This window comes from Streptosporangium sp. H13245 (assembly GCF_055690525.1).
On sequence record NZ_JBSZKT010000024.1, the window covers coordinates 1 to 21,229 of the forward strand.

Here is a 21,229-nt window from a genome sequence, read left to right on the forward strand (position 1 = left end):
CTCGACGTCGCCAGCTACGTCTTCGCGATCGCCGTCGTGCTCTTCGTCCGCTTCCCCGCCACGCTGCCGTGGCGGCCGAGGGAGCCGCTGACCACCGAGATCGCCAAGGGGTTCACCTACACCTGGAACGAGCGGGGCCTGCGCTCGATGCTCGGCTTCTTCGCGGTGCTCAACATCTTCCTGTCGCCGCTCATGCTGCTGGTGTCCCCGCTGGTGCTCTCCTTCGCGACGCTCGCCGACGTGAGCCGTATCTCGGTGGTGAGCGGCCTCGGCGTACTGCTCGGCGGGCTCACCATGGCGCTGTGGGGCGGCCCCGCCAAGCGGCGCTTCCGGGGGGTGCTGATCGCGACGCTGGCCATGGCCGCGGGGAGCGTGGTCGTCGGTGTCAGCCCGTCGCTGGTGACGATCGGGATCGGCGCGTTCGCGCTGACGTACTTCCTCACCGTGATGAACTCGATCTACACGACGATCGTCCAGATCAAGGTGCCGCACCGCTACCACGGCCGGGTCTTCGCGCTCAACACCCTGGTCGCCTGGTCGACCCTGCCGATCGGCATGGGGGTGGTGGCCCCGCTGGGCGCCGCCCTGCTCGACCCGCTGCTCGTGTCCGGCGGTCCCCTCGCCTCGACGGTGGGCGCGGTGATCGGGGTGGGACCCGGCCGGGGTATCGGGTTGCTCTACCTGGTCTGCGCCCTCGGGATGGCGCTGGTCGTCGCCGGGTCGCTGCGGGTCAGGCGGCTGGCGCTGCTCGACACCGAGATGCCCGACGCCCTCCCCGACGACCAGGTGGGACTGGAGGCGATCGAGGCCCGCCGCGCCAGGGTGAACGCCTGACCGGGCTCCCCTGCCTTTCCCCGGAGCCCGGCTAGGGCCGGGCTCCGGGGACGGGGTCAGTGGCGGTCGAGATAGGTTCTCAGGCCGCCGAGATCCTTGTTGGCGATGAACACCGCAGCCACGAAGAGGGCCTCCTCCGCGTGCGTGGTGCAGGCCCACGCCGAGTCGCCCCAGCCGTCGGCGATCTTCAGCTCGGCGGCCTCGGCGCACTGCCGCCCGGAGCCGCCGAGCTGGCACAGCGCGGGGCGGCCCGTCTCGCGTTCCTCCGAGGCGACCTGGCGCAGCCGCTCGGTGAGCGCGGCGGTCACCACACCGCGCTCGTCGGCCTCGTCGCGCAGCCGACGCTCGTCCCGTACGACCTGGATGGTCTCCAGACGCGACTCCAGGTGCCGGGCGGCCAGCGTGGCGAGCCCGGTCAGCACCGTCGTCTGCGTGGCGGTGACCTCCCGGGGGCGCAGGTCGATGACGTTCACGGTGCCCAGCCGGTGTCCCCCGGCGATGACGATCGGGGCGGCGGCGTAGAACCGCAATCCCAGCTCCCCGCGGACCAGCGGGTGATCGAGGGTACGCGGATCGGCCGTGGCGTCCCCCACGACGTACGGGCCGTCCGCCAGGACCGCCGACGCGCACAGGCCGGGCTCGGCGCCGACCTGTTCCACCCCGTCCAGCCCCTGGGCGGCGGCGAACCACACCCGGTCGGCGTCGACGACGCTGACCGTGGCGATGGGGGTGTCGAACACGGTCGCGGCCAGCCTGGCGATCTCGTCGAAGGTCCCGTCCGAGGGGGCGTCGAGGATCTCGTACCGCCGCAGCGCGGCCAGCCGCTCGGTCTCCGCCTCGGCTCCGGGGGCGGGTACGGCCGGGGACGGCCCGTCGTTCGCGACGTCGGACGGGTCGGGCCGGTCGGAGGGCGACGGCGAGGATGGAGCGGATGGAGAGGCAGACACCAGGACCGCTTCCGGTAGAGGGACGGGTGAGAACCACGGGACGCCGGGGTTCTCCATGGGATGACCGTAAACGGTCAAGCCAAACATCCCGAATCGACGCCCCTTCCAACCGGTGCGTTTCCCCCCGAACGTGGATCCGATGCCGTGGCGGGGCTGTTCCGGGGCGGGCGGTGCCTTGACGGGGTCGTGACAGCGCCTTCGGGACGGTGGCAGGACGCTGACAGCGATCTGGCAGCGCTTTTGGACATGCTCGCCTCCTGATCGATCGATCAACGAGGAGGCAACGATGAACCGGACACAGGTGCTCGTCGTCGGCGCGGGACCGACCGGGCTCACGCTCGCCGTCGACCTGGCCCGGCGCGGGGTGGACGTCAGGATCGTGGAGAGGTCGCCCGAACCTCCCACGGGGTCGCGCGGAAAGGGCATCCAGCCGCGTACGCAGGAGGTCTTCGACGACCTCGGTGTCATCGGGGAGGTGCGCGCCACGGGCGAGATCTACCCGGTCATGCGCGCCTACCGGGAGGACCAGGTGGTCTGGGAGGGCCGCATGCACGAGGTCGGGGAACCGGACGCCGAGGTGCCGTACTCGATGGTCCTCATGCAGCCGCAGTGGCGGGTCGAGCGGATCCTGCGCGACCGGCTCGCCGAGCTGGGGCGGCGGGTCGAGTTCGGCGTGGAGGTGACGGGGTTCGAGCAGGACGAGGACGGGGTCACGGTCACCCTCACCGGACCGGGCCTCGGCTCCGAACCTGGCTTCGGCTTTGGTACGGGCTCCGGGAGTGCCCCTGGCGCTGACCTCGATTCCGGGGGCGGGGGGCGCGGTGTCGAGCGGGTGCGGTGTGCTTATCTCGTCGGCGCGGACGGCGGGCGCAGCTTCGTGCGCAAACACCTGGCCATCGGCTTCGAGGGCGAGACGTTCGAGACCGAGCGCATGCTCATCGGTGATGTCAGGACCCCCGACCTCGACCGCGAGTACTGGCACGTCTGGGCCGACATGGCCACCAGTACGATGCGCGTCGCGCTGTGCCCGCTCCCGGGCACCGACGTCTTCCAGTTCACCGCGCCGGTCACCGGCGAGACGCCCGAGCTGTCCCCCGAATCCTTCCAGAGGGTCTTCGACGAGGGGTCGGGGCGGACGGACGTCCGCTTCACCGGCGTCTCCTGGATGTCGGTCTACCGGGTGAACATCCGCATGGCGGAACGGTTCCGCGCGGGCCGCGCCTTCCTCGCGGGGGACGCCGCGCACGTGCACTCCCCGGCCGGTGGTCAGGGCCTCAACACCGGTGTGCAGGACGCCTACAACCTCGGCTGGAAGCTCGCCGGTGTCCTCGGCGGCGCTCCCGAACGGCTGCTCGACACCTACGAGGAGGAGCGGCTCCCGGTGGCGGCGGACGTGCTCGGCATCAGCACCAGGCTTCACCGCCGCGCGGGAACGGGGGAGCGGGACGCGCACATCCGGGGCGAGGAGACGCGGCAACTCCTGCTCGGCTACCGGGACGGCTCACTGTCCGTCGGCGAACGCGGCGGCGAGCGCGCCCCGGACGCCGTGCTGAGCACCGGAACGAGTTCGGACGCGGCACCGAGCACCGGTCGTGTTCCGCACGCGGTGCCGGGCGCCGTGCCGGACGTCGTGCTGGAAGTCGTGCTGGACGTCGGCCACGTTCCGGACGAGGTGCCGGGCGCGGGCCGTCTTTTCGACGTCCTTCGCGGGCCCCATTTCACCCTCCTGGCCGTCGGTACGGCCCACACCGCGCTCGTCAAGGAGATCAACGCGGTGTACGGGCCCGAGGTGCGCGCGTACACCGTCCTCCGGGAAGACGAGCCGGGCGGGCCCGGTGACCTGCGCGACGTCGAGGGCCGGATCCACCGCCACTACGGACGCGGCCTGGTGCTCGTCCGCCCCGACGGCTACGTCGGTTACCACGGTGGCGAGGACGGTCTTGAGGACTACCTCGCGGGTGTCGTCGCGACGGCCCGGGGCTGAGCGCCGGTGGCTGCCGCGACGCGGCCGCCGGTGTCACCACCACGGTTCGCGGTGGCCCGTGCCCGAGTTCCTCGGTGTCTCCGGGCGGCCCGTGGCCGACGCGGTGGCTCGTGCCTGAATCTCCCGGTGTCCCCGGACGTTCGTGGCCGACGCGGTGGCCCGTACCCCTCCCGGTGTCCCCGGGCGGTCCGTGTCCGACGCGGTGGTTTGTGCCTGAGCCCTTTGGTGTCTCCGGGCAGCCCGTGTCCGACACGGTGGCCCGAGCCTCTCGGCAGCCCCGTGCTTCTGGCAGCCCACGGCCGACGCGGTTTCAGTGCGATACGCGGCCGAGTCCCTCCAAGGCGAACGGCTCGGGTGTGCGCAGGGTGGCGCCACGGATGCGCGCCGCCCGGTGGCGGTCCTCGCCGAGCGCCTCGGCCGCGCGGGCGGCCAGCGCGCGGACGGCGGGGTCGGCCGTCCGGTCGATCCCGCGAAGCGTGAGGGCCGCCCCGAGGAGTACGGCCGCGCTTTCCAGGTCCCCGGTCGAGGCGTGCCACTCGGCGACCTCCTCCAGAACCGACGCGCGTACCGTCTCGTCGCCGCTCGGAGCGACCACCTCCAGCGCGCGGCGCAGCGGGGAGCGGGCGCGGTCGGGCTCGCCGCGCGCCCGGTGCGTCCGGGCGATCTCCACGTTGATCAGCGCCACCAGCTGCGGTGAGGCCGTGGCCTGACCGCGCAGCAGGTCCAGCGCCTCGGTGAACAGGGACCCGGCCCGTTCGAGGTCCCCCCGCCGGAGGGCCAGCTCCCCCCGGACGTGCCGGACGCGGGCGATCGCGATCGGATCCTCGGTACGGCTCACCGTCGCCTCCGCGCTGGCCAGTTCCGCCTCCGCCCCGGCGAGGTCTCCCGCGCGGAGCCGGAGCCGACAGAGCCGTACCTGCACCATGATCGGCCCGGGGACCGCCTCCAGGCCGCCGATCTCCGTCGCCGGTGCCACGGCCTCCTCCAGCAGGGACAGGGCACCGGCCGTGTCGCCACGGTTCTCCGCCACCAGCGACAGCCAGTAGAAGGCCATCGACAGCCCCCACCGGTCACCGGTCAGGCGGTAGTCGTCCACCGCGGGCCACAGCAGCCCCTCGGCCCGTGACGCTCCCGCTCGCCCGTACTCGAACTCGACGATCCCGCCCATCAGCCGCGCGGTCGCCCTCATCCACGGGTCGGGATGGCCGCCGAACCTCTCGACCGCGGCCAGCGCCTGCCGGTGGGCCTCGGCCGTCCCGGCCGTGTAGCCGTTCACGACCGCCCACGACCCCAGTGCCACGGGGTGGTCCGACTCCCACAACGCCCCCAGGGCCCGCGACAGCGCGGCGGGCGGCGTACCGTCGGGATCGGCCAGTACGCACAGCGCGTGCGCCACCTCCCGCCCGGGGGGCGGCTCGTCGCCGACGGCGGCCAGCACCGCCGACGCCCACGCCCCGGCCTCCCCGCGACCGCCCCGCATCATCCAGTACCACAGCCTGGCCATGATCAGCCGAAGGGCCGAGTCGCCGTCCTCCGACGAGATCGCGTGGTCGAGCGCGGAGTCCAGGTTGCCCTGCTCGACGTCGAGCACCGCGAGCGCGCGCAACTGGTCGCCGGTCCGCAGCGACGGCTCCTCCGCCTCGGCCAGCTCGACGAAGTAGCGGACGTGCTCGGCCCGCGTCCGGACGGTCTCACCGGCCTCGTCCAGTTTCTCCGCGGCGTACCGGCGCAGTGTCTCCAGCAGGCGGTATCGGACCTCCCCGCCCGCCCGGGGCGCCGGTACGACCGCGACGAGGGACCTGTCGGCGAGTGACATGACCGTGTCCATGCCGTCCATACCATTTACGCCGTACCCGCAGACCTGCCGCACCGCGTCCGAGGTCGCGCCGCCGGAGAACACCGACATGCGGCGCAGGAGCGTACGCTCGCCGGGGCTCAGCAGGTCCCAGCTCCAGTCGATCACCGCCCGCAGCGTGCGGTGTCTCGGCTGTGCCGTACGGCTCCCGCGGAACGCCAGCCGGTCGCCGATCATGTCGGCGAGCTGTCCGACACCGAGGGAACGCAGCCGGGCCGCCGCCAGCTCGATCGCCAGGGGGATGCCGTCGAGCTCCCTGCAGACCCGTACGACGTCGGCCACCGTGTCACCGTCGACGCGCAGGCCCGGCAGCGCCGCTGCCGCGCGGTCCCCGAACAACGTCACCGCCGGGCACGCCAGCGCGTCCTCCAGGCCCGCGTCCGGTGCGGGAAGCCCGAGGGGGAGTACCGGGTGGAGGCTCTCCCCGATGATGTCCAGGGGCTCCCGGCTCGTGGCGAGGATCCGCAGCCCGCCGGAGGCGGCGAGCAGCCGGTCGGCGACCCGCGCGGCCTCGTCGATCACGTGCTCGCAGTTGTCCAGCACCAGCACCGGGGCCCTGCCGCGAAGCGCCACGGCCAGCCGTTCCAGCGGGCCGTTCTCCCCGTGGAGCGACCAGCCTGGGGTGTCCGGGTGCCCTTCCCGGCCGGTCTCGCCCGCGACCCCGTCCCGGTTCCCGGAGACACTCGCGGAACCGGTTTCACCGGAAGCGCCCGTGGACCTCGCTTCACCGGGGGCGTCCGTGAGTCTCGCCTCACTGGGAGCGCCTGTGAGCTTCGCCTCATCGGGAGCGTCCATGCGTCTCGCTTCGCCGTGAGCGCCTGTGAAACTCGCTTCGCCGGGAGCGTCTATGAGCCTCGTTTCGCCGGGGGCGCTTCCGGCTTCCGTGCCGGTCCACGGTGCGGCGGGGTGGTCCGCCAGGAGGCCGCTCCCGCTCAGGGCGGCCTGTACGGCCGCCGCCACCCCGGACGGATGCGAGAGCGGGGCCAGTTCCACCAGCCATACCCCGTCCGGTACGTCGAGGGACGCGGCGGTCTCGATCGCCAGCCTGGTCTTACCCACTCCGCCGGGTCCGGTGAGGGTGACCAGCCGTGCGTTCCCGAGCAACTCCCCGAGCCGGGCCAGCTCCGCCCGCCTGCCGACGAAACTCGTCAGCCGCGCGGGCAGATTGTCCCGCCGCTCACCACGATCCCTGCGCTCCCTGCGGGACCGCGCGTCCGCGAGGCCGGGGGTGTCCGCGACGGCCTCGTGAGGTCCAGGTGCCGTACGGGGAGATCCGCCGCGCAGGGCGGTCAGGTGCGCGTCGCGGAGTTCGGGGCCGGGATCCATGCCGAGGTCCTCGGCGAGGCGCAGCCTGATCCGTTCGTACGCCGCCAGCGCCTCCGTACGACGGCCCTCGGCGAGCAGTGCCAGCACGAGCCGGGTGTGGAAGGGCTCGCGCAACGGATGTGCCGCGACGGCCTCCTCCAGCTCCGCCACCGGGCCGCGTCCCAGGGCCAGGTCGGTGTCGAAGCGGGCCAGCAGCGCCGACAGGCGCAACTCCTCCAGGCGGGTGGCGGGAGCGGTGGCGAAGGGCATGACGGACGCGTCGGCGAGAGCGGGTCCGCGCCAGAGGGACAGCGCCTCGCGCAGCAGGGACGCCGCCGTGGCGGGATCGCCCGAGGTGGTACGGCCCTCGGCGACCAGCCGTTCGAAGACCCAGGCGTCGACCGCCTCGCGCGGCAGGTCGAGGAGGTAACCGGCGGGGTGGGACGCGACCGCGCCGGGCAGTCGGCGGCGGAGCCTGGAGACCAGCGACTGCAACGCGTTGGACGGGTGGTCGGGCGGTCCCTCCGGCCACAGGTCGTCGATCAGCCGCTCGGCGGTGACCACGCGACCGGGGTCGAGGGCGAGCCGTACCAGCAGGATCCGCAGCCGCGCGCCATGGATCTCGGTGCCGTGCGCGTGTGGTGGCCCGCCGTCCACGCGCAGCGGCCCCAGGATCCCGACTCTCATCAGTCCTCCATTCTCCTCTCGCGAGGAACATCGGGTGCGGTCCCGGCCTGAGAAACGCGGCCCGGCTCCGATCGGACGCCGGGGATACCTCCGGGACTACCGGAGTATCCGCGTGTTTCGCTGTTTCCGCAGTTCATCGGGGGAAAACAATGATCTTGGCGGCGTTTCGAGGGCCCCGGGGCGGGCATCGGATCGTCTGGGAGTATCGAACGGGGGGACGCATGGCGCGCGGGTTCGACGCGTCCGCTCACTACGGGCGGCGCATCGCCGACGTCCACGACGACGGCATCACGGTGCAGGATCCACCCGAGGCCGCGGACGGACACCTGACGGCTTCCGGTCTCCCGGCCCCCTCGAAACCTGCTCTCCCCGCCCTTTCGGAGCCTGCTCTCCCCGCCGCTCCGGAACCTGCTCTCCCGGCCCCCTCGGAACCTGCCGAGCCTCCGGTGCCGTCGCGTCTGCCGGGGCTGCCGGGGTCCTCCGGTTCTCCGGTGCGGTCTCGTGTGCGGGAGTCCTCGGGTTCTCCAGTACGGGCCCGTGCGCGAGAGTCCTCGGGTTCCTCGGTGTCGTCACGCCTGCCGGGACCCCCGGAGTCTCCGGTTCGGTCCCGTGCGCGGGGGCCTCTGAAACCCTCCGCCCCATCACGCTCCCCGGTGTCCTCACCGCCCTCGCCGTCCCCGCCGCGCTCGGAGCGCGAGGACCCGAGGGTTCCCGGCGGGGCTCCGGCGCTGCCCGCCGTGCGGGGCCCGATCACCTCCCTGCTCTTCGAACGGCTGGTACGCCCGCCGCACCGCTTCGGTCTCCTCTCGCTCCCGCTCCTGTCGTTCCCGGCCCGTTTCGCGGGCCCGGTCCTCGTGGACGAGGACGTGCAACTGGCGCTCTTCGTCTGTTACGAGCTGCACTACCAGGGCTTCGAGGGCGTGGACGACCGGTGGGAGTGGAACCCCTCCCTGCTGGAGGTACGGGAGATCCTGGAGGCGCGGTTCGAGGAGGGGCTGGCGCGGGCCGTACCGTACCCACCGGCCTCGCGGCCCGAGCAGACGCGCCAGGCCCTGGCCGAGCTGGTGGCCGCCGCCGTCGACGGGCCCGACCTCGCGGGGTTCCTCCATCGGCAGGCCGACCTCGCGCGGTTCCGCGAGTTCGTCGCGCACCGGTCGATCCACCACCTCGGGGAAGCCGACCCGCACACCTGGGCGGTTCCCCGCCTGGGTGGCCGTCCCAGCGTCCAGGCGGACGCGTACGGCGGGAGTGCCGAGCGGACGCGCTCTGAGCTGTTCAGGACCACCATGCGCGGGCTGGGCATGGACGACTCCTACGGCGCCTACCTCGACCGGGTCCCGGCGATCACGCTGGCCGTCTCCAACGTCATGTCGCTGTTCGGGATGCACCGGCGCCACCTCGGAGCGCTGCTGGGCCACCTGGCGGCGTTCGAGATGACCTCCTCGGCCCACAACCACCTCTACTCCCTGGGCCTGCGCAGGCTGGGCGGGGACGAGGCGGCGAGCCGTTTCTACGACGAGCACGTGCGCGCCGACGCCGTACCCGAGCGGATCGCCGCGCACGACATGTGCGGCGGGTACGCGACGCGGCATCCCTCGCGGGCCGGAGACGTCCTGTACGGAGCGGCCTGCGCCCTGACCCTCGACAGGCTCTTCGCCGAGCACGTCATGAGCCACTGGCGTCGCGGCGCCTCGTCACTGAGGGAGACGGGCGCGGCGGCGAGGCCGTGACCGACCCCGCCCCCGATCTCCCCTTTTAACCCTGACCCGGTCCCGACCCGGTCCCACCTTTTAACCCTGACCCCGATCCCGCCCCCGGGTCTCGCGGTCGGGCACCACCGGGAAAAGCGTGACGCCCCAGGTGTCTCAGCCGCCCTGCCCGCGCATCGCCTGGCGGATCACGTCGCGGGTCCGGTCCACGATGGCCAGAGGCGGCCCGAACAGCAGGTTCATGACCACCGACTCCGTACCCGGGTGCGGGTGGGTCGGTGCCAGCGCCTCGGCCGCCTTCACCCCGGCCGCCATGGCCCGGCGCTCGGCCACGCTCGTCCGGGCGCGCAACTGGGCGAACTCGTAGCGCTCCTCGGCGCGGGCGTGGGCCAGCACCGCCGCCCGCAACACCTGGAGATGCCCGGAGAACTCGGGGTGCCCGGTGCCCAGTCTCTCCAGGTCGGCGAGCAGCTGCTTCGCCTCCCTCTCCTCCGCGAGGCGCTCGTCGACCACCTCGTCCCCGTCCTCGATCTTGAGGCGCGCGTAGGGATGGACGACCTCCTCCTCGGCGGTCTCGTGCACGGCCAGCATCCGTACGAGGCGCTCGAAGGCCTCGGCCCGCCGTGTTCCGGCGGGGGCCTCCTCGACCTCGTCGAACAGGTCCCTGATCATCGCGTGCTGGCGCACCAGCAGGTCCACGACGTCGTTCTCGCTCATCAGCTCGGGCACGGTCTGGCGGTCGTTCATGGGTCCCCCTTCGTCTACCAGGTCGATTACCCCCACCCGGGCACCGAAACCCGGGCCCCGCGACCCGAGGCCGCCGTCAGACGGTGATCCACTCGGTGACGACCGTCGCGTCCCCGAGACGGCAGCGGAGGCTGAACGGCCCGGCCGGGACGTCGTCGTAGATGAACCTGCCCAGGTCGTCGGCCGTCAGCGTGACCGGACGGCCCCCGAGGACCTCGACCTCCAGGCGGCGCGGCGGCATCAGCTGGCCCACCACGCGGCCACCGGTGGCGGTCACGGTGATCTCCAGGTCGACGGTGAGCCCCGCGCCCTGGAAGGTCAGCATGCGCGGCTGCCTCTCACCCCGTACCTGCGAGGGCCCGCTCAGGGAGTCGAAGACCAGCTCGGCCAGCTCGGCGTCGAGCGTGCGCAGCGTGTAGGCCTCGACCGCGACCTGCAGGAGATGCGAGGGGACGGGGTCGAACAGCGCGATGGCGCGGCGCAGCTCCGCCTCCAGCTCTTCGTCGCTCATTGGAACCCCCGCCTGCCCAGGAGGACGCGCAGCCGTCGCAGGCAGCGCTGTCTGATCGGCCCGATGCTCCCGACGGCGATGCCGAGCGTCGCCGACACCTCCTGGTAGCTGAACGGCGGAGAGGCCATGAGCAGGCGCAGCAACCGCTGGCAGCTCTCACCGAGCTCCTGGAACGCCTGCCAGGCCGCCCGCGCCCGCTCCCGCTCCAACGCGGCGTCCTCCGAGTCGATCACCGCCTGCTCGGGCGTACGGTCGTCGACGACGCGGTCGAACGTCTCGGGATCGTCGCTCGGCGAGACCCGCCGGGCGGCCCTGAGCACCTTGACGCACTCGTTTCGCGCCGTGCTGGCCAGCCACGCGCCGACCTTCTCCGGCTCGCGGATCCGCGTGAGGTTCTGTGCGAGCCGGAACCAGGTCGTCTGGTAGACCTCCTGCGCGTCCGCGTCCCTCAGCCCGTGGGCGCGCACGACGGACCACACGAGGGGGCTGAGGCCCTCCACCAGGGATTTCCACGCCGCGGCGTCGTCCCCGTCCACCGCGGCGCGGAAGAGGATGCCGATCGATTCTCGATCCACGGTGACGTCCCCTTGCTTCCGGGACTGTCATCGTACGCCGGGGGGCCGACCCGCCCGCACTGGTTTTCAGCGTGTGACCGGAACACTTTGCACGCTCTGCGGTGTCCAGGTGGCGGGAATGAGGGCCGGGGTGGGGATGCTCGACAGTATGCCGACGGGCGTCTCGTCCAGAAGCCTCCTGGCGGCCTCCCGGGAGCCGACCCCCGGGTTCCGCGTCATGTAGTTGGCGATCATGCCGACCACCAGGGGCGCGGAGAAGGAGGTGCCGCTCCACTCCGCCAGGCCGTCGAACACGACACGGTCGCGGATGGCGGTCGGCGACTCCTTCATCTTCTCGGTGAGCTCGCCCCGGTGCGGGGGGAACTGGCAGGTGCAGTCGTACTGGTGGTCGTACCGGCACTCGGAGAAGGTGGAGTGCTGGTAGTCGTACGCCGCGGGAGTCGGGTCCACCGCGGTGAAGGCGCTCACCAGGCGCTCGCCGGGCGCGTACGTCGTCACCCACGGCCCGTGGTTGCTGAAGCATGCGCGGTCCGCGCCGTCCCTCCTCAGCGCCCCCACCGCCACGACGGCACCGGCGTAGACGGGGTGGTCGGCGTACGCCGCGGGCCAGAACCTCACGTCGTTGCCGTTGTTCCCCGCGGCGGCCACGAGCAGCGTCTCGGGGTGGGTCATCAGCGCGTCCAGGAAGCGTTCGAGCCCCAGGAGCGCCTCCTTGCACGTGCTCGGCGTCCCCGCGGACAGGTTGATGATGTCGGGCCACCTGTCCAGCGGCAGCATTCCCCCGAGCAGCTTGTCACCCAGGTCCTTCTCGCTGATGGCGCCCGCGTTGACGAGCGTCCCGTGCACCGTGACGTCGGTGCCGGGCGCGACGGCGCTGACCAGCCCGGCGATGAAGGTGCCGTGCCCGACGTACTGCTTGAGGATGCCCTCCCTGTCGAGCTCGATCTCCTTGCCGTCGCCCTCGACGCGGTGCATCCACGGGTGCGACTTGTAGTTCTCCACCAGCCCGGTGTCGACCACGAGGACGGACACCGGCACGCCCCCCTTGGCGGAGAACTCGGCAACCGCCGGGTTGGGCGGCTCGCACCGGGACACCGGCACCGGCTCGTCCCCGGGGCAGCAGTTCACCGCGATGGACACGATGTGGTTCCGGGACACCATGCGGCGCTTGTTCTCACGCTCCAGGCCCTCGACGGCCTTCAGCGCGTCCGACACGTCCTTGTCGCTGTGGCGCTCCACCCTGTTCGGCTCGCCGACCCGGATCCTGAGCACGCCGCCGGGGGAGGTTCCCTTCCGTTCCACCCTCACGATCTCGTTCTGGTCGCCGCCCCGATCCCGGACGAACGCGCGCCGGACCGTCGCGGCGACCTCGTCGGCCTCCTCCGCGCGGGCGAGGACGTAGCCCTTCTCGTAGAGGAACATGCGCTCCGGGCCCTCGTAACCCGCCGCGAGCACGACCTCCTCCCCCATGGCCTCCTGGATCTGGTCGAACTGCTCCTGGAACCTGTCTGGTGGCATATTCGCCATGTTCGCCATCCTTGTCTCCGAGATCTCACGACGTCGCCATGAGGTAAGAGCCACCGGCCGCCCCGCTGATACACCCCCCGGGCGGGTTCCCGGCACGGACACCGGGAGCCCGGCACCGGGCGAGGGATGTCCACGGTGGGTTACGCGGCATGGACGCCCTGAACACACCACGTCTAACATCGATCCGTGACCGGGGGAAGCTCGCGGATCCCGCCGCCCGCGGGAGACCCTCTCGCTCTGCTGCCCCTGGTGTTCGCCCGCCCCGCGGACGCGCTGGCCGGAGCGCGGGCCGTGCTGTCGGGCGCCCCCTCCCCGCACGACGCCTCCGTCGCCCACCAGGTGATCGGCATCTGGCAGCGCGACTTCGGCGACCTCGTGGTGGCGATCGGCCATCTCCGGCAGGCCCGGGCCCTGGCCGCCAGGTCGGGTTCCCCGAACCGGGAGGCGGACGTGCTGGCGACCCTGGGGGCCGCCCTCATCCACGCGGGCCGTACGAGACAGGGGCTGGCGGCGCTGGAGGCGGCCGTCGAGAGGGGCAGCGGGATCACCGGGGCCCGTGTGCTGTTCCGCCGGGGCTACGTCTGGTGGGTTCTCGGGGGGCACCGCGAGGCGCTCGACGACCTGCGGCGGGCCATTCCCACCCTGCGCCGGGCACAGGACACGATCTGGACCGCGCGGGCACTCACGCTCAGGGCGACCGTCCACCTGGCCATGGGGTCCGTCGAGCGGGCCGAGGCCGACTTCGTCGCCGCCGAGCAGCTGTGGGACACCACCGACCAGGAGCACGACAAGGCCGACGCCGTGGAGAGCCGAGGGCTGGCGGCGTTCCGGTCCGGCGACCTCCCCGCGGCGCTCCGTCTCTTCGACGAGGCCGCGAGCCGGTACGAGGCCCTCGGCACGCCCATGTTCGTCCTGCACATCCGGCGCTGCGGGGTGCTCCTGGCGGCGGGCCTGGCGCGCGAGGCGCTGGAGGAGGCCGACGCCGCCACGGAACAGCTGAACAACATGGGAGGGCAGACGACCCGCAGCGCCGAACTCCTCCTGATCGCCGCGCGGGCCGCGATCGCGGCGGGGGAGCCGCACGCGGCGATCGCCCGCGCGAGCGCGGCCATCCGGCTGTTCTCCAGCCAGCGCCGCGACTGGTGGCAGGCCCACGCCCGGCTGGTGCTGGTCCAGGCCAGGTTCGCGGCGGGCAAGGTCTCCGGCCGTTCGGTGCGCGACGCCGCCGAGGTCGCGGTACGGCTGGCGGAGCTGCGTTCCCCCGAGGCGGTCCAGGCCTCGCTGCTGGCCGGACGCACCGCCCTCGCCCTCGGCTGGGAGGCCGACGCGGAACGACACCTGGCCGCCGCGGCCAGGACCAGGGCGCGCGGGCCCGCCTTCGCCCGCGTGGACGGCTGGGTGGCGCAGGCGCTCAGGGCCGCCGCGGCGGGACGTACGCGCGGAGTGCTGGACGCCTGCCGCCGGGGACTCGACCTGCTGGACGAGCACAGGATGACCCTGGGCGCCTCCGAACTGCGGGCGCGGGCCACCGCGCAGGGGGCGGAGCTGGCCGTGCTCGCGCAGCGGGCGACCCTCGCCGGGGGGAGCCCCCGCCGGTTCCTCGGCTGGAGCGAACGCTGGCGCGCCACCGTGCTCGCGGTCCCGCCCACCCGGCCCCCGGACGACCCCGAGCTGCTGCGCGACGTGACGGCCTTCCGCGAGATCAGCAGCCGGGTCGACACGGCGCGGCCGGGAGGCGTGCCGGTCCCCGCGCTGGAGCGCGAGCAGCGGCGGCTGGAGAAGGAGATCCGCGCCCGGACGCTCCGCACCCGCAGCGTGGGCGGCTTCGACGGGCACCGCTTCGACGCGGGCCCCCTGCTCGACGGGCTCGGCGACGGGTGGCTGATCGAGATCGTCGCCGTCGACGGCGAGCTGCACGTCCTGCTCTGCGGCCGGGGCCGGGTGCGCAGGTTCGCCGCGGGACGGCTCGCCGACGCGGCGATCGACGCCGACCACGCCCGCGCGGGCCTCAGGCGGATCGCGTACGGGGGCTCGGAGGGCAGGCTGCCCGTCCTCGAAGCGGGCGGGCGCCGCCTCCAGGAGTCGCTGCTCGGCCCCGCGGTGCGCCACCTCGGGGACGGCCCCGTGGTCGTCGTACCACCGGGCAGGCTGCACGGCGTCCCCTGGGCGCTGCTGCCCGCGCTGGGCGAGCGGGTGCTGAGCGTGTCGCCGTCCGCGAGCGCCTGGCTCCGCGCCCGGCGGATCGAGCCGTCGCCGTCCACGGAGCGGGTCGTGCTGGTCCGGGGGCCGGGGCTGGCGACGGGCGGTGCCGAGGTCCCGCTCCTGGCCGCGCGGTACGGGGAGGCGACCGTGCTGGAGGCCGGGACCGCGGTCGCCCCGGCCGTGCTCGCGGCGCTCGACGGCAGCAGGCTCGCCCACATCGCCGCGCACGGCACCTTCCGCTCCGACAGCCCGATGTTCTCCTCCCTGCGGATGGACGACGGCCCGCTCACGGTGCACGACTTCGAACGGCTGCACAGCGCCCCGTACCGGATCGTCCTGTCCAGCTGCGACTCCGGCAGGCTGCAGCCGGTCGGCGCGAACGAGCTGCTCGGCCTCGCCACGGCGCTGCTGCCGCTGGGTACGGCCGGGATCGTGGCGAGTTCGGTGCCCGTCGACGACGAGGCCGTGGTGCCGCTGATGCTGGCCCTGCACGAGGGGTTGCGGCGCGGCCTGAGCATGGCCGAGGCCCTGCGCGACGCGCGGCTGGCGATGCCCGGCGACGCGCTCAACCGGGCGACCGGCTGGTCCTTCTCCGCCATCGGCGGCGCCTGACCCCCGGTCCGCGCTTCTTCGACCGGGGCGGCGGGCCGCGTCGGTTTCGGTCGGCGGTGAGCCGCGTCGGCCAAGGGTGAGGAGCCTTCCCGTTTGGTCAGCGGTGGGTCGCGTCAGCCGACGGTGAAGAGCCTCCCCAGACCGGCGCGGTCGCTGCTGCCGAGCCGCGCGTAGGCGTCACACAGGTGGTTGGCCACCGTACGGATCGACACCGTGAGCTGCTCGGCGATCTGCCGGTTGGTCAGGCCCGCCGCCGCGAGGCTGACGATCTGCCGCTGGCGTGCGGTCAGCTTCGGCAGCGCGAGGTTGACCAGGGCGGAGCTGCGCGCCCCCTGGCAGGCGCCCGCCAGCGCGGAGGCCCGGTTCCTGGAGGTCTGCGAGGCACGCCGGTCGTCGTGGACGAGGGCCGCGTGCGCGAACGCCTCCGCCGCGTGCAGCAGCAGGCCGAGGTCGGTGAGACCCCGTGCCACCTCGTCCAGGGACTCCCCGTCGCGCCCGGCCAGCGCGCGGGCGTGCCACGCCAGCAGGGGGGCGAGGCCCCCCTCCGCACGGTCGGCCAGTTCCCCGAGCCGGCCGACGACCAGCTCGGGGGTACCGAGCCGCACCACGTCGTGCAGGGCGAACAGGTCGTCGTCGAGCGGGTCGTCCCCGGCGGCGCGCAGCGCGGACCGCAGGGCGCCGTCGAGGTCTCCCTCGGCGGCGAGCGTCCAGGTCCGTGCCCGCTCGGCGGCGAGCGCCCGCGACCGCGTGTCGTCCGGGGGTGCCGGTGGGTGGTCCTGGACGGCGGGCCACGGGCGCGTCCGCGAGTCTCCGCCGGGGGCCGGGCCGCGCGACAGCGCCTGCCGCGCCGTCGTCAGGTCGCCGATGTAGGCGGAGGAGTGGGCGAGTTCGGCCAGGCAGGCACGGTGGTGGGGGGAGCGGCGCAGTCCCTCGCGGCTCCAGGCGATGGCCTCGCGGGTCTCCCCGCGAAGCCGGGCGACACGGGCCCGCCGCGCGCAGAACTCCGGCATCGCGGGCTCGTCCCAGCCGGTGTCGTCCTCCGCCATCCGCTCGCCGACGCCCCTCGGTATCCCCGAGAGCCTTCCCGAGTACGCGCGTGCGGCCAGCTCCTCGCACTCGGCCTCCAGCGCCGTGGCCGAGGCCCGGCGGAGCCGTCGCGCACCGGGCGGCCCGCCCGCCCCCGGGCGCTTCGCGGCGGCCCGGAGCACCGGGCCGTGCAGCGGGTGGACGAGCCGGATCGACAGCCGGTCGTCCACGGTGACCAGCCCCTTCGCCCGCAGACGTTCGAGGACGGTGAAGGCCACCCTGGCATCGGGCGCACCCACGCCCAGCGGTTCGCCGGAAGAGGGTTCGCCCGAAGCGGTGAGTCCCAGCGGTTTGCCGGAGGACGGGTCGGGTGCGGTGAGTCCCATTGACCTGCCGGACGACGGTTCGCCGGAGGTGATGAGCCTCAGGGGCCTGCCGGACGCGATGAGCTCCAGCGCCTCCCGGTCCTCCCCGTGGATGTCGCGGATCGTGTCCTCCACCAGCTCCCTGACGCGCGCCGTCATCGGAGGGGTTCCCCGCCAGGTCCACGTGCCCGACACGTGGCTCAGGTCCCCTCCCGCGTGGACGGCGACGACCAGCTCGCGCAGGAGCCGCAGGTCGCCACGGCTCGCCCGGTGCAGGCGCCGGACGGTGAGGGTGTCCACGTAGCCGCCCACCGCCCGGGACAGCAGTTCGCCGCACTCGCTCTCCGTCAGGGGGGCCAGGGCCATGCGGGGCAGGAGGTTCTCCTCCCAGAGCCTGGAGACGTCCTCCGGCACGGGCTCGCCCTCCCTGACCGTGACGAGCAGGCGGGTGCGTCCCCTGAGCGCCAGGCGGAGGACGAGCGCGGCCGAGGAGTCGTCGAGGAGGTGGGCGTCGTCCACGACGAGCACGCGTACCCCCTCCAGCGCCTCGGCGGGGTTCGGCGGGCAGAGAAGCCCCGCGGGGCGCGGGGAGGTTCTCATGAGGTACGGCACCGAGGAGGGGGAGAGCTCCGCGAGGTGCGGGGGACGGGACAGGAGGGGGGCGAAGGCGGCGAGCGGGGTGTTCCGGCTGTCCGGCGTTCCGGTGATCCGCGCGTGGAGCGGCTCGTTCACAGCCTCGGGTACGGCCTCGGCGGCCAGGCGGCTCCTGCCGCTCCCCGCCGCGCCGGTCACGACGACGCCCCGGCGACCGGCCGCCAGGTTTCGCCGTACGAGATCGAGTTCCTCAGTCCTGGCCGTGAACGGCCAGGGGGACCGTGGGTTTCTCACAGCGGTATGAGCCGGGCCGCCCGTCCGTGATACACGTGGAATTGAGTACCCCCTACTCATGCGCGCCCGGGATTCCATCTCCAGTCTCGTGGCATGTGGACACGGTTTCCTTGATCACCTCACCATGCCCGAAGGCAGGGGCCTCCACGCTGCGGGAATGCCGATGAGGGCGGGTGACGGCGAGCGCGTCCGGCACTGCTCGCTCCCGCCGTACCCCACGCACGCGCCGCCGGACGGGCTTGAGGGGAGGCGGCGCGCGGCCCTGCTCTCGGGACGGCGGGCATGGCTGAACGGCACGGTCCTGCACTACTGCTTCCTGGGCGGGAAACACGACGACGAGCGGCGCGGCGGTGCACGGGGTGACAGTAGATGGGGTGACGACAGGCGGGGCGACGGCGAGCAGCGCGACGCCGTGCGCCGGGGGTTCCAGGAGTGGAAGGGCCTCGGCATCGGGCTGGAGTTCGCCGAGGTCGCCGACCGTACCGAGGCGGAGGTACGGATCGGGTTCCGGCGGGACGCCGGGTCGTGGTCGGCCGTGGGACGCGACGCGCTCCGCGTCGGGACCGCCTCCCGCACGGTGAACTTCGGCTGGGATCTCACCGGCTCGCACGGCCGGGGCACCGTGCTGCACCAGATCGGCCACGTCATCGGCATGGTCCACGAGCACCAGAGCCCGTACTCGGGCATCCTCTGGGACGAGGAGGCCGTCTACGAGGACCTCGCGGGAGCGCCGAACCTCTGGCCGAGGTCGCGGACGTTCCACAACGTCATCCGCAGGCTCGACGAGAGCGAGGCGAACGGTCCCGTGTGGGATCCGCTGTCCGTCATGGGGTACCGGCTCGGCCCGGGGCTCATCCTGGAGCCCCCGTGCTACCGGGCGGGGGTCGCGCCGCCGGGCACCGTCTCCGAGCTCGACGCCGCGTTCGCCCGCCGCTGGTACCCGCCCCCGGGCGGCGAGCCGCCCGAGCTGCCGCCGTTCCGCTCCGCCCCGCTCGGCACCGGCGCGGGGGAGCAGCGCGACTTCGTGATCGTCCCCCGCGCGACCCGCGACTACACGGTCGGCGTCTTCGGCGAGTGCGACACGGTGCTGGTGCTGTTCGAGGAGGTCGGCGGCGACCTGCGCTACCTGGCGGGCGACGACGACGGAGGACACCCGCGCAACGCGTCCCTCCGCGTCCACCTGCTCAAGGACCGCCGCTACGTCCTGCGCGCGAGGGTCCACTCCTGCTGGGGCCCCGGCCAGGCGGCCGTCATGTGCTGGTGAGCGCCGGGCGCCGGGAACTGTCGTACGCGTGGTGCGGGATCGTCGGCGCCGGTGACGTACCGGTGACGATGCTCGACCCCGAGGAGTCCGAGGAGAACGAGTTCTGCGTCAGCTGGATCTCGGGTAGATGTCCGGCGTTTCCGCAGCTCGTCTTTCCGGAGCGGGAAAAGGCGGGCCGGAGTCGCGCGTCGTCGTTCGAACGAACGGTTTTCCCCACCTGTCACCGGGCAGGTGGCCGACGGCCGGAAAAATGGGTTCCGTCCATCGGTGACGGGGATTGGGGGCGATCCTGATGATCAAAGACGTGATTTTGCCGATTGTCGGTTGGGTTCTTCTGGTGCTCGGATGCGTGATGATCGCACAGAGCGTTTACGTGCTGGTGACAGGCCGGTTTCCTCCCATGTACTCCGAGGGGGACCGAGCGCTGCCGATGAGGCCGTACGCGGGGATGATGCTGTTCTCCTGGTTGGCCTCCGTCGCGTTGGCGTTGCCGTGGGCGCTGCGCTGGCCGGCCGAATGGCAGATCGCCTCCTCTGCGCTCGTCTTCGTCTTCGTGGTGGGGACCCTCGTCATGAGGGCGAAGATGAAGAAGGCGATGACGAGCTCCACGGAATCGCGTGACATTCACCGGACCCCGTGACATTCACGAGGTCGTGTGACCAAGGGTGACCGCAGGGCGCGATCGGCATTCCGCCGGATCCCGCCCCGCGCGGTCAGCCGCTCACCGTTGTCTTCTCCGGCGAGGCGGGCACGCTCATGTCAGCCAGATCGGGCGCCAGTCGCTCAGCTCGTGGAAGCGGCGCAGCTCGGCGAGGCCGCTGAGCCAGCCCATCCACCCGGTGTACGGGGGGTTCTCCGCGCTGAAGCCGCTCTCCATGAAGGTGAGCCGCGTCGCGCCGCCCGAGCCCTCCAGCTCCCAGGTGGAGAGACCTCGGCCCGGCCACTCCAGGGAGAGCCTGCGGCCGGGCTCCAGCTCGACGATCTTCGCGGGCGTCTCGTTCGCCTCGAAGCCGCCCATCGCGAACCGCCCGCCGACGTACGGCTCGATGTCGACCTTGTAGCCGAACCACCGGCCGAACTTCCCGGGGTCGACGAGCGAGTCGAAGACCGCCTCCGGAGAACCGCCGACGACGACGTGCTCCCGCAGGACCGGGGAGGTGAAGTCGGCCTTCGGCGTGAGTTCGCGGCCCTCCAGGTGGTCGACCAGGTTCGCGATCGACAGGCACCAGAACGTCTGCAGCGTCCCCAGGACGCCGCCGTCGGTCATCGCGGACTCCATGTCGAAGTGGGACTGCGTCAGCGACACGATGGTCGACTCCGCGTCCTCCTCCTCCAGGTCGATCTCGACGGTCGTCTCCTCGCCGTCGAGCAGCCACGACAGGCGCAGCGTGCGGTCGTCGACGTGCAGCGGGCGCTGGTGGGGCGCCTCGCCCTCGGGGGTGTGCCGTCCCCAGAACGCGTACCGGTGCGGCAGGTCGACCTCGGCGTGCTCGGCCAGCCAGGTTCGCAGCTCGCCCGGGTCGGTCAGGGCGTGGTGGACTGCCTTGAGCGGTGCGGCCACGCGTGCGCGCAGCGTCATCGGCTCACTCACGGGGTTCTCCCTTGGGGTAGAAGGCGACGGCGAGCTTGAAGGCGTCCCCTTCGGCGCCGCCGTAACGGGTGAAAAGGTCTTGCAGCGCCGTCTGGAGGTCGTTCAGGAACTCCTGGCGCCGCTCGGGGAGCATGCGGATCTCGCCGGACACGCCGATGGAGGGCAGCTCCGGCGCGGTCCTGTCGAGCGCGCCGATGTCGGCCTGGACCTCCTCCATGAGGTCCAGCAGGTAGCCCAGGCCCAGCTCGTCCTGGGTCGCGCGCAGGCCGATCCGGCCGACGAGGCGGGGCGAGAGCCAGTAGGAGCGGGCGCTCGCCTGGTAGACGCCCTCGTGGATGCCGCGCACCCTGCGCTCGGTCACCTGGGTCACCAGACCCGCTTCGACCAGGCGTTTGACGTGGTAGTAGACCCTCTGCGGGGTCTGGTCGAGCAGGGCCGCCACCTCGGTGCACGAGCGCGGCTCGGCGAGCTGCCGCAGCACCTCGATGCGCTGCGGCTTGAGCAGTGCCTCGGCCTGCCCGATCTGTTCGAGGTACAGGACGTCTCTCATCGTGAAATCAACCTTGTACGTAAAATTATTTTTTGTCAATGCTCGGTGCC

General features: G+C 72.8%; 15 protein-coding genes. 6 read left to right on the forward strand and 9 right to left on the reverse strand.

Features of this window, described 5'->3' with window-relative positions; all coding sequences use genetic code 11:
* A partial coding sequence (locus ACW9TB_RS26840; RefSeq protein ID WP_472750836.1) for an MFS transporter occupies positions 1-834 on the forward strand: 834 nt, incomplete at its 5' end.
* Between the two features lie 56 nt (positions 835-890).
* On the opposite strand, the gene ACW9TB_RS26845 is transcribed toward ACW9TB_RS26840, so the two are convergent.
* Positions 891-1,781 carry a GAF domain-containing protein gene (locus tag ACW9TB_RS26845; protein WP_472750837.1) on the reverse strand — a complete coding sequence of 297 codons (891 nt, stop codon included), beginning with the start codon at positions 1,779-1,781 and terminating at the stop codon, positions 891-893.
* A gap of 286 nt (positions 1,782-2,067) precedes the next feature.
* Between ACW9TB_RS26845 and ACW9TB_RS26850 the strand changes: the two genes are divergently transcribed.
* Entirely contained in the window at positions 2,068-3,765 is a 1,698-nt protein-coding gene (locus ACW9TB_RS26850) for an FAD-dependent oxidoreductase (protein ID WP_472750838.1), read from the forward strand.
* 310 nt (positions 3,766-4,075) lie between these two features.
* Here the strand turns inward: ACW9TB_RS26850 and ACW9TB_RS26855 are convergent, their stop codons facing one another.
* Positions 4,076-7,612, reverse strand: a complete 3,537-nt coding sequence (locus ACW9TB_RS26855; protein ID WP_472750839.1) for an AfsR/SARP family transcriptional regulator — start codon at positions 7,610-7,612, stop codon at positions 4,076-4,078.
* A gap of 653 nt (positions 7,613-8,265) precedes the next feature.
* On the opposite strand from ACW9TB_RS26855, the gene ACW9TB_RS26860 reads away from it, so the two are divergent.
* Positions 8,266-9,342, forward strand: coding sequence for an iron-containing redox enzyme family protein (locus tag ACW9TB_RS26860; RefSeq protein ID WP_472750840.1), 1,077 nt, complete (start codon positions 8,266-8,268; stop codon positions 9,340-9,342).
* Between the two features lie 135 nt (positions 9,343-9,477).
* On the opposite strand, the gene ACW9TB_RS26865 is transcribed toward ACW9TB_RS26860, so the two are convergent.
* From ACW9TB_RS26865 to ACW9TB_RS26880, 4 genes are all read right to left on the reverse strand, one after another.
* Positions 9,478-10,068 carry a hemerythrin domain-containing protein gene (locus tag ACW9TB_RS26865; RefSeq protein ID WP_472750841.1) on the reverse strand — a complete coding sequence of 197 codons (591 nt, stop codon included), beginning with the start codon at positions 10,066-10,068 and terminating at the stop codon, positions 9,478-9,480.
* A 76-nt stretch (positions 10,069-10,144) separates the two neighbouring features.
* Positions 10,145-10,579 (reverse strand): hypothetical protein, encoded by a 435-nt coding sequence (locus ACW9TB_RS26870; RefSeq protein WP_472750842.1) that lies wholly within the window; start codon positions 10,577-10,579, stop codon positions 10,145-10,147.
* Positions 10,576-11,154: an RNA polymerase sigma factor gene (locus ACW9TB_RS26875; RefSeq protein WP_472750843.1), complete on the reverse strand. Its 579-nt coding sequence runs from the start codon at positions 11,152-11,154 to the stop codon at positions 10,576-10,578. Before ACW9TB_RS26875 ends, ACW9TB_RS26870 begins: the two co-directional genes overlap by 4 nt.
* Before the next feature lie 66 nt (positions 11,155-11,220).
* Entirely contained in the window at positions 11,221-12,681 is a 1,461-nt protein-coding gene (locus ACW9TB_RS26880) for a S8/S53 family peptidase (RefSeq protein ID WP_472750844.1), read from the reverse strand.
* A gap of 186 nt (positions 12,682-12,867) precedes the next feature.
* Here ACW9TB_RS26880 and ACW9TB_RS26885 point away from each other — a divergent pair, with 186 nt between their 5' ends.
* Entirely contained in the window at positions 12,868-15,495 is a 2,628-nt protein-coding gene (locus ACW9TB_RS26885) for a CHAT domain-containing protein (protein ID WP_472750845.1), read from the forward strand.
* Positions 15,496-15,608: 113 nt separating this feature from the next.
* Here ACW9TB_RS26885 and ACW9TB_RS26890 read toward each other — a convergent pair whose 3' ends face one another.
* Complete coding sequence (locus ACW9TB_RS26890) at positions 15,609-17,774, reverse strand: LuxR C-terminal-related transcriptional regulator (protein ID WP_472750846.1); 2,166 nt, start codon at positions 17,772-17,774, stop codon at positions 15,609-15,611.
* Positions 17,775-17,931: 157 nt separating this feature from the next.
* On the opposite strand from ACW9TB_RS26890, the gene ACW9TB_RS26895 reads away from it, so the two are divergent.
* Both ACW9TB_RS26895 and ACW9TB_RS26900 read left to right on the forward strand, forming a co-directional pair.
* Positions 17,932-19,038, forward strand: coding sequence for a M12 family metallopeptidase (locus tag ACW9TB_RS26895; protein WP_472750847.1), 1,107 nt, complete (start codon positions 17,932-17,934; stop codon positions 19,036-19,038).
* A 292-nt stretch (positions 19,039-19,330) separates the two neighbouring features.
* Entirely contained in the window at positions 19,331-19,678 is a 348-nt protein-coding gene (locus tag ACW9TB_RS26900) for a hypothetical protein (RefSeq protein WP_472750848.1), read from the forward strand.
* A 114-nt stretch (positions 19,679-19,792) separates the two neighbouring features.
* On the opposite strand, the gene ACW9TB_RS26905 is transcribed toward ACW9TB_RS26900, so the two are convergent.
* Both ACW9TB_RS26905 and ACW9TB_RS26910 read right to left on the reverse strand, forming a co-directional pair.
* Positions 19,793-20,629, reverse strand: coding sequence for an SRPBCC domain-containing protein (locus ACW9TB_RS26905; RefSeq protein WP_472750849.1), 837 nt, complete (start codon positions 20,627-20,629; stop codon positions 19,793-19,795).
* Positions 20,622-21,179 carry an ArsR/SmtB family transcription factor gene (locus tag ACW9TB_RS26910; RefSeq protein WP_472750850.1) on the reverse strand — a complete coding sequence of 186 codons (558 nt, stop codon included), beginning with the start codon at positions 21,177-21,179 and terminating at the stop codon, positions 20,622-20,624. Before ACW9TB_RS26910 ends, ACW9TB_RS26905 begins: the two co-directional genes overlap by 8 nt.
* Positions 21,180-21,229: the final 50 nt, after the last annotated feature.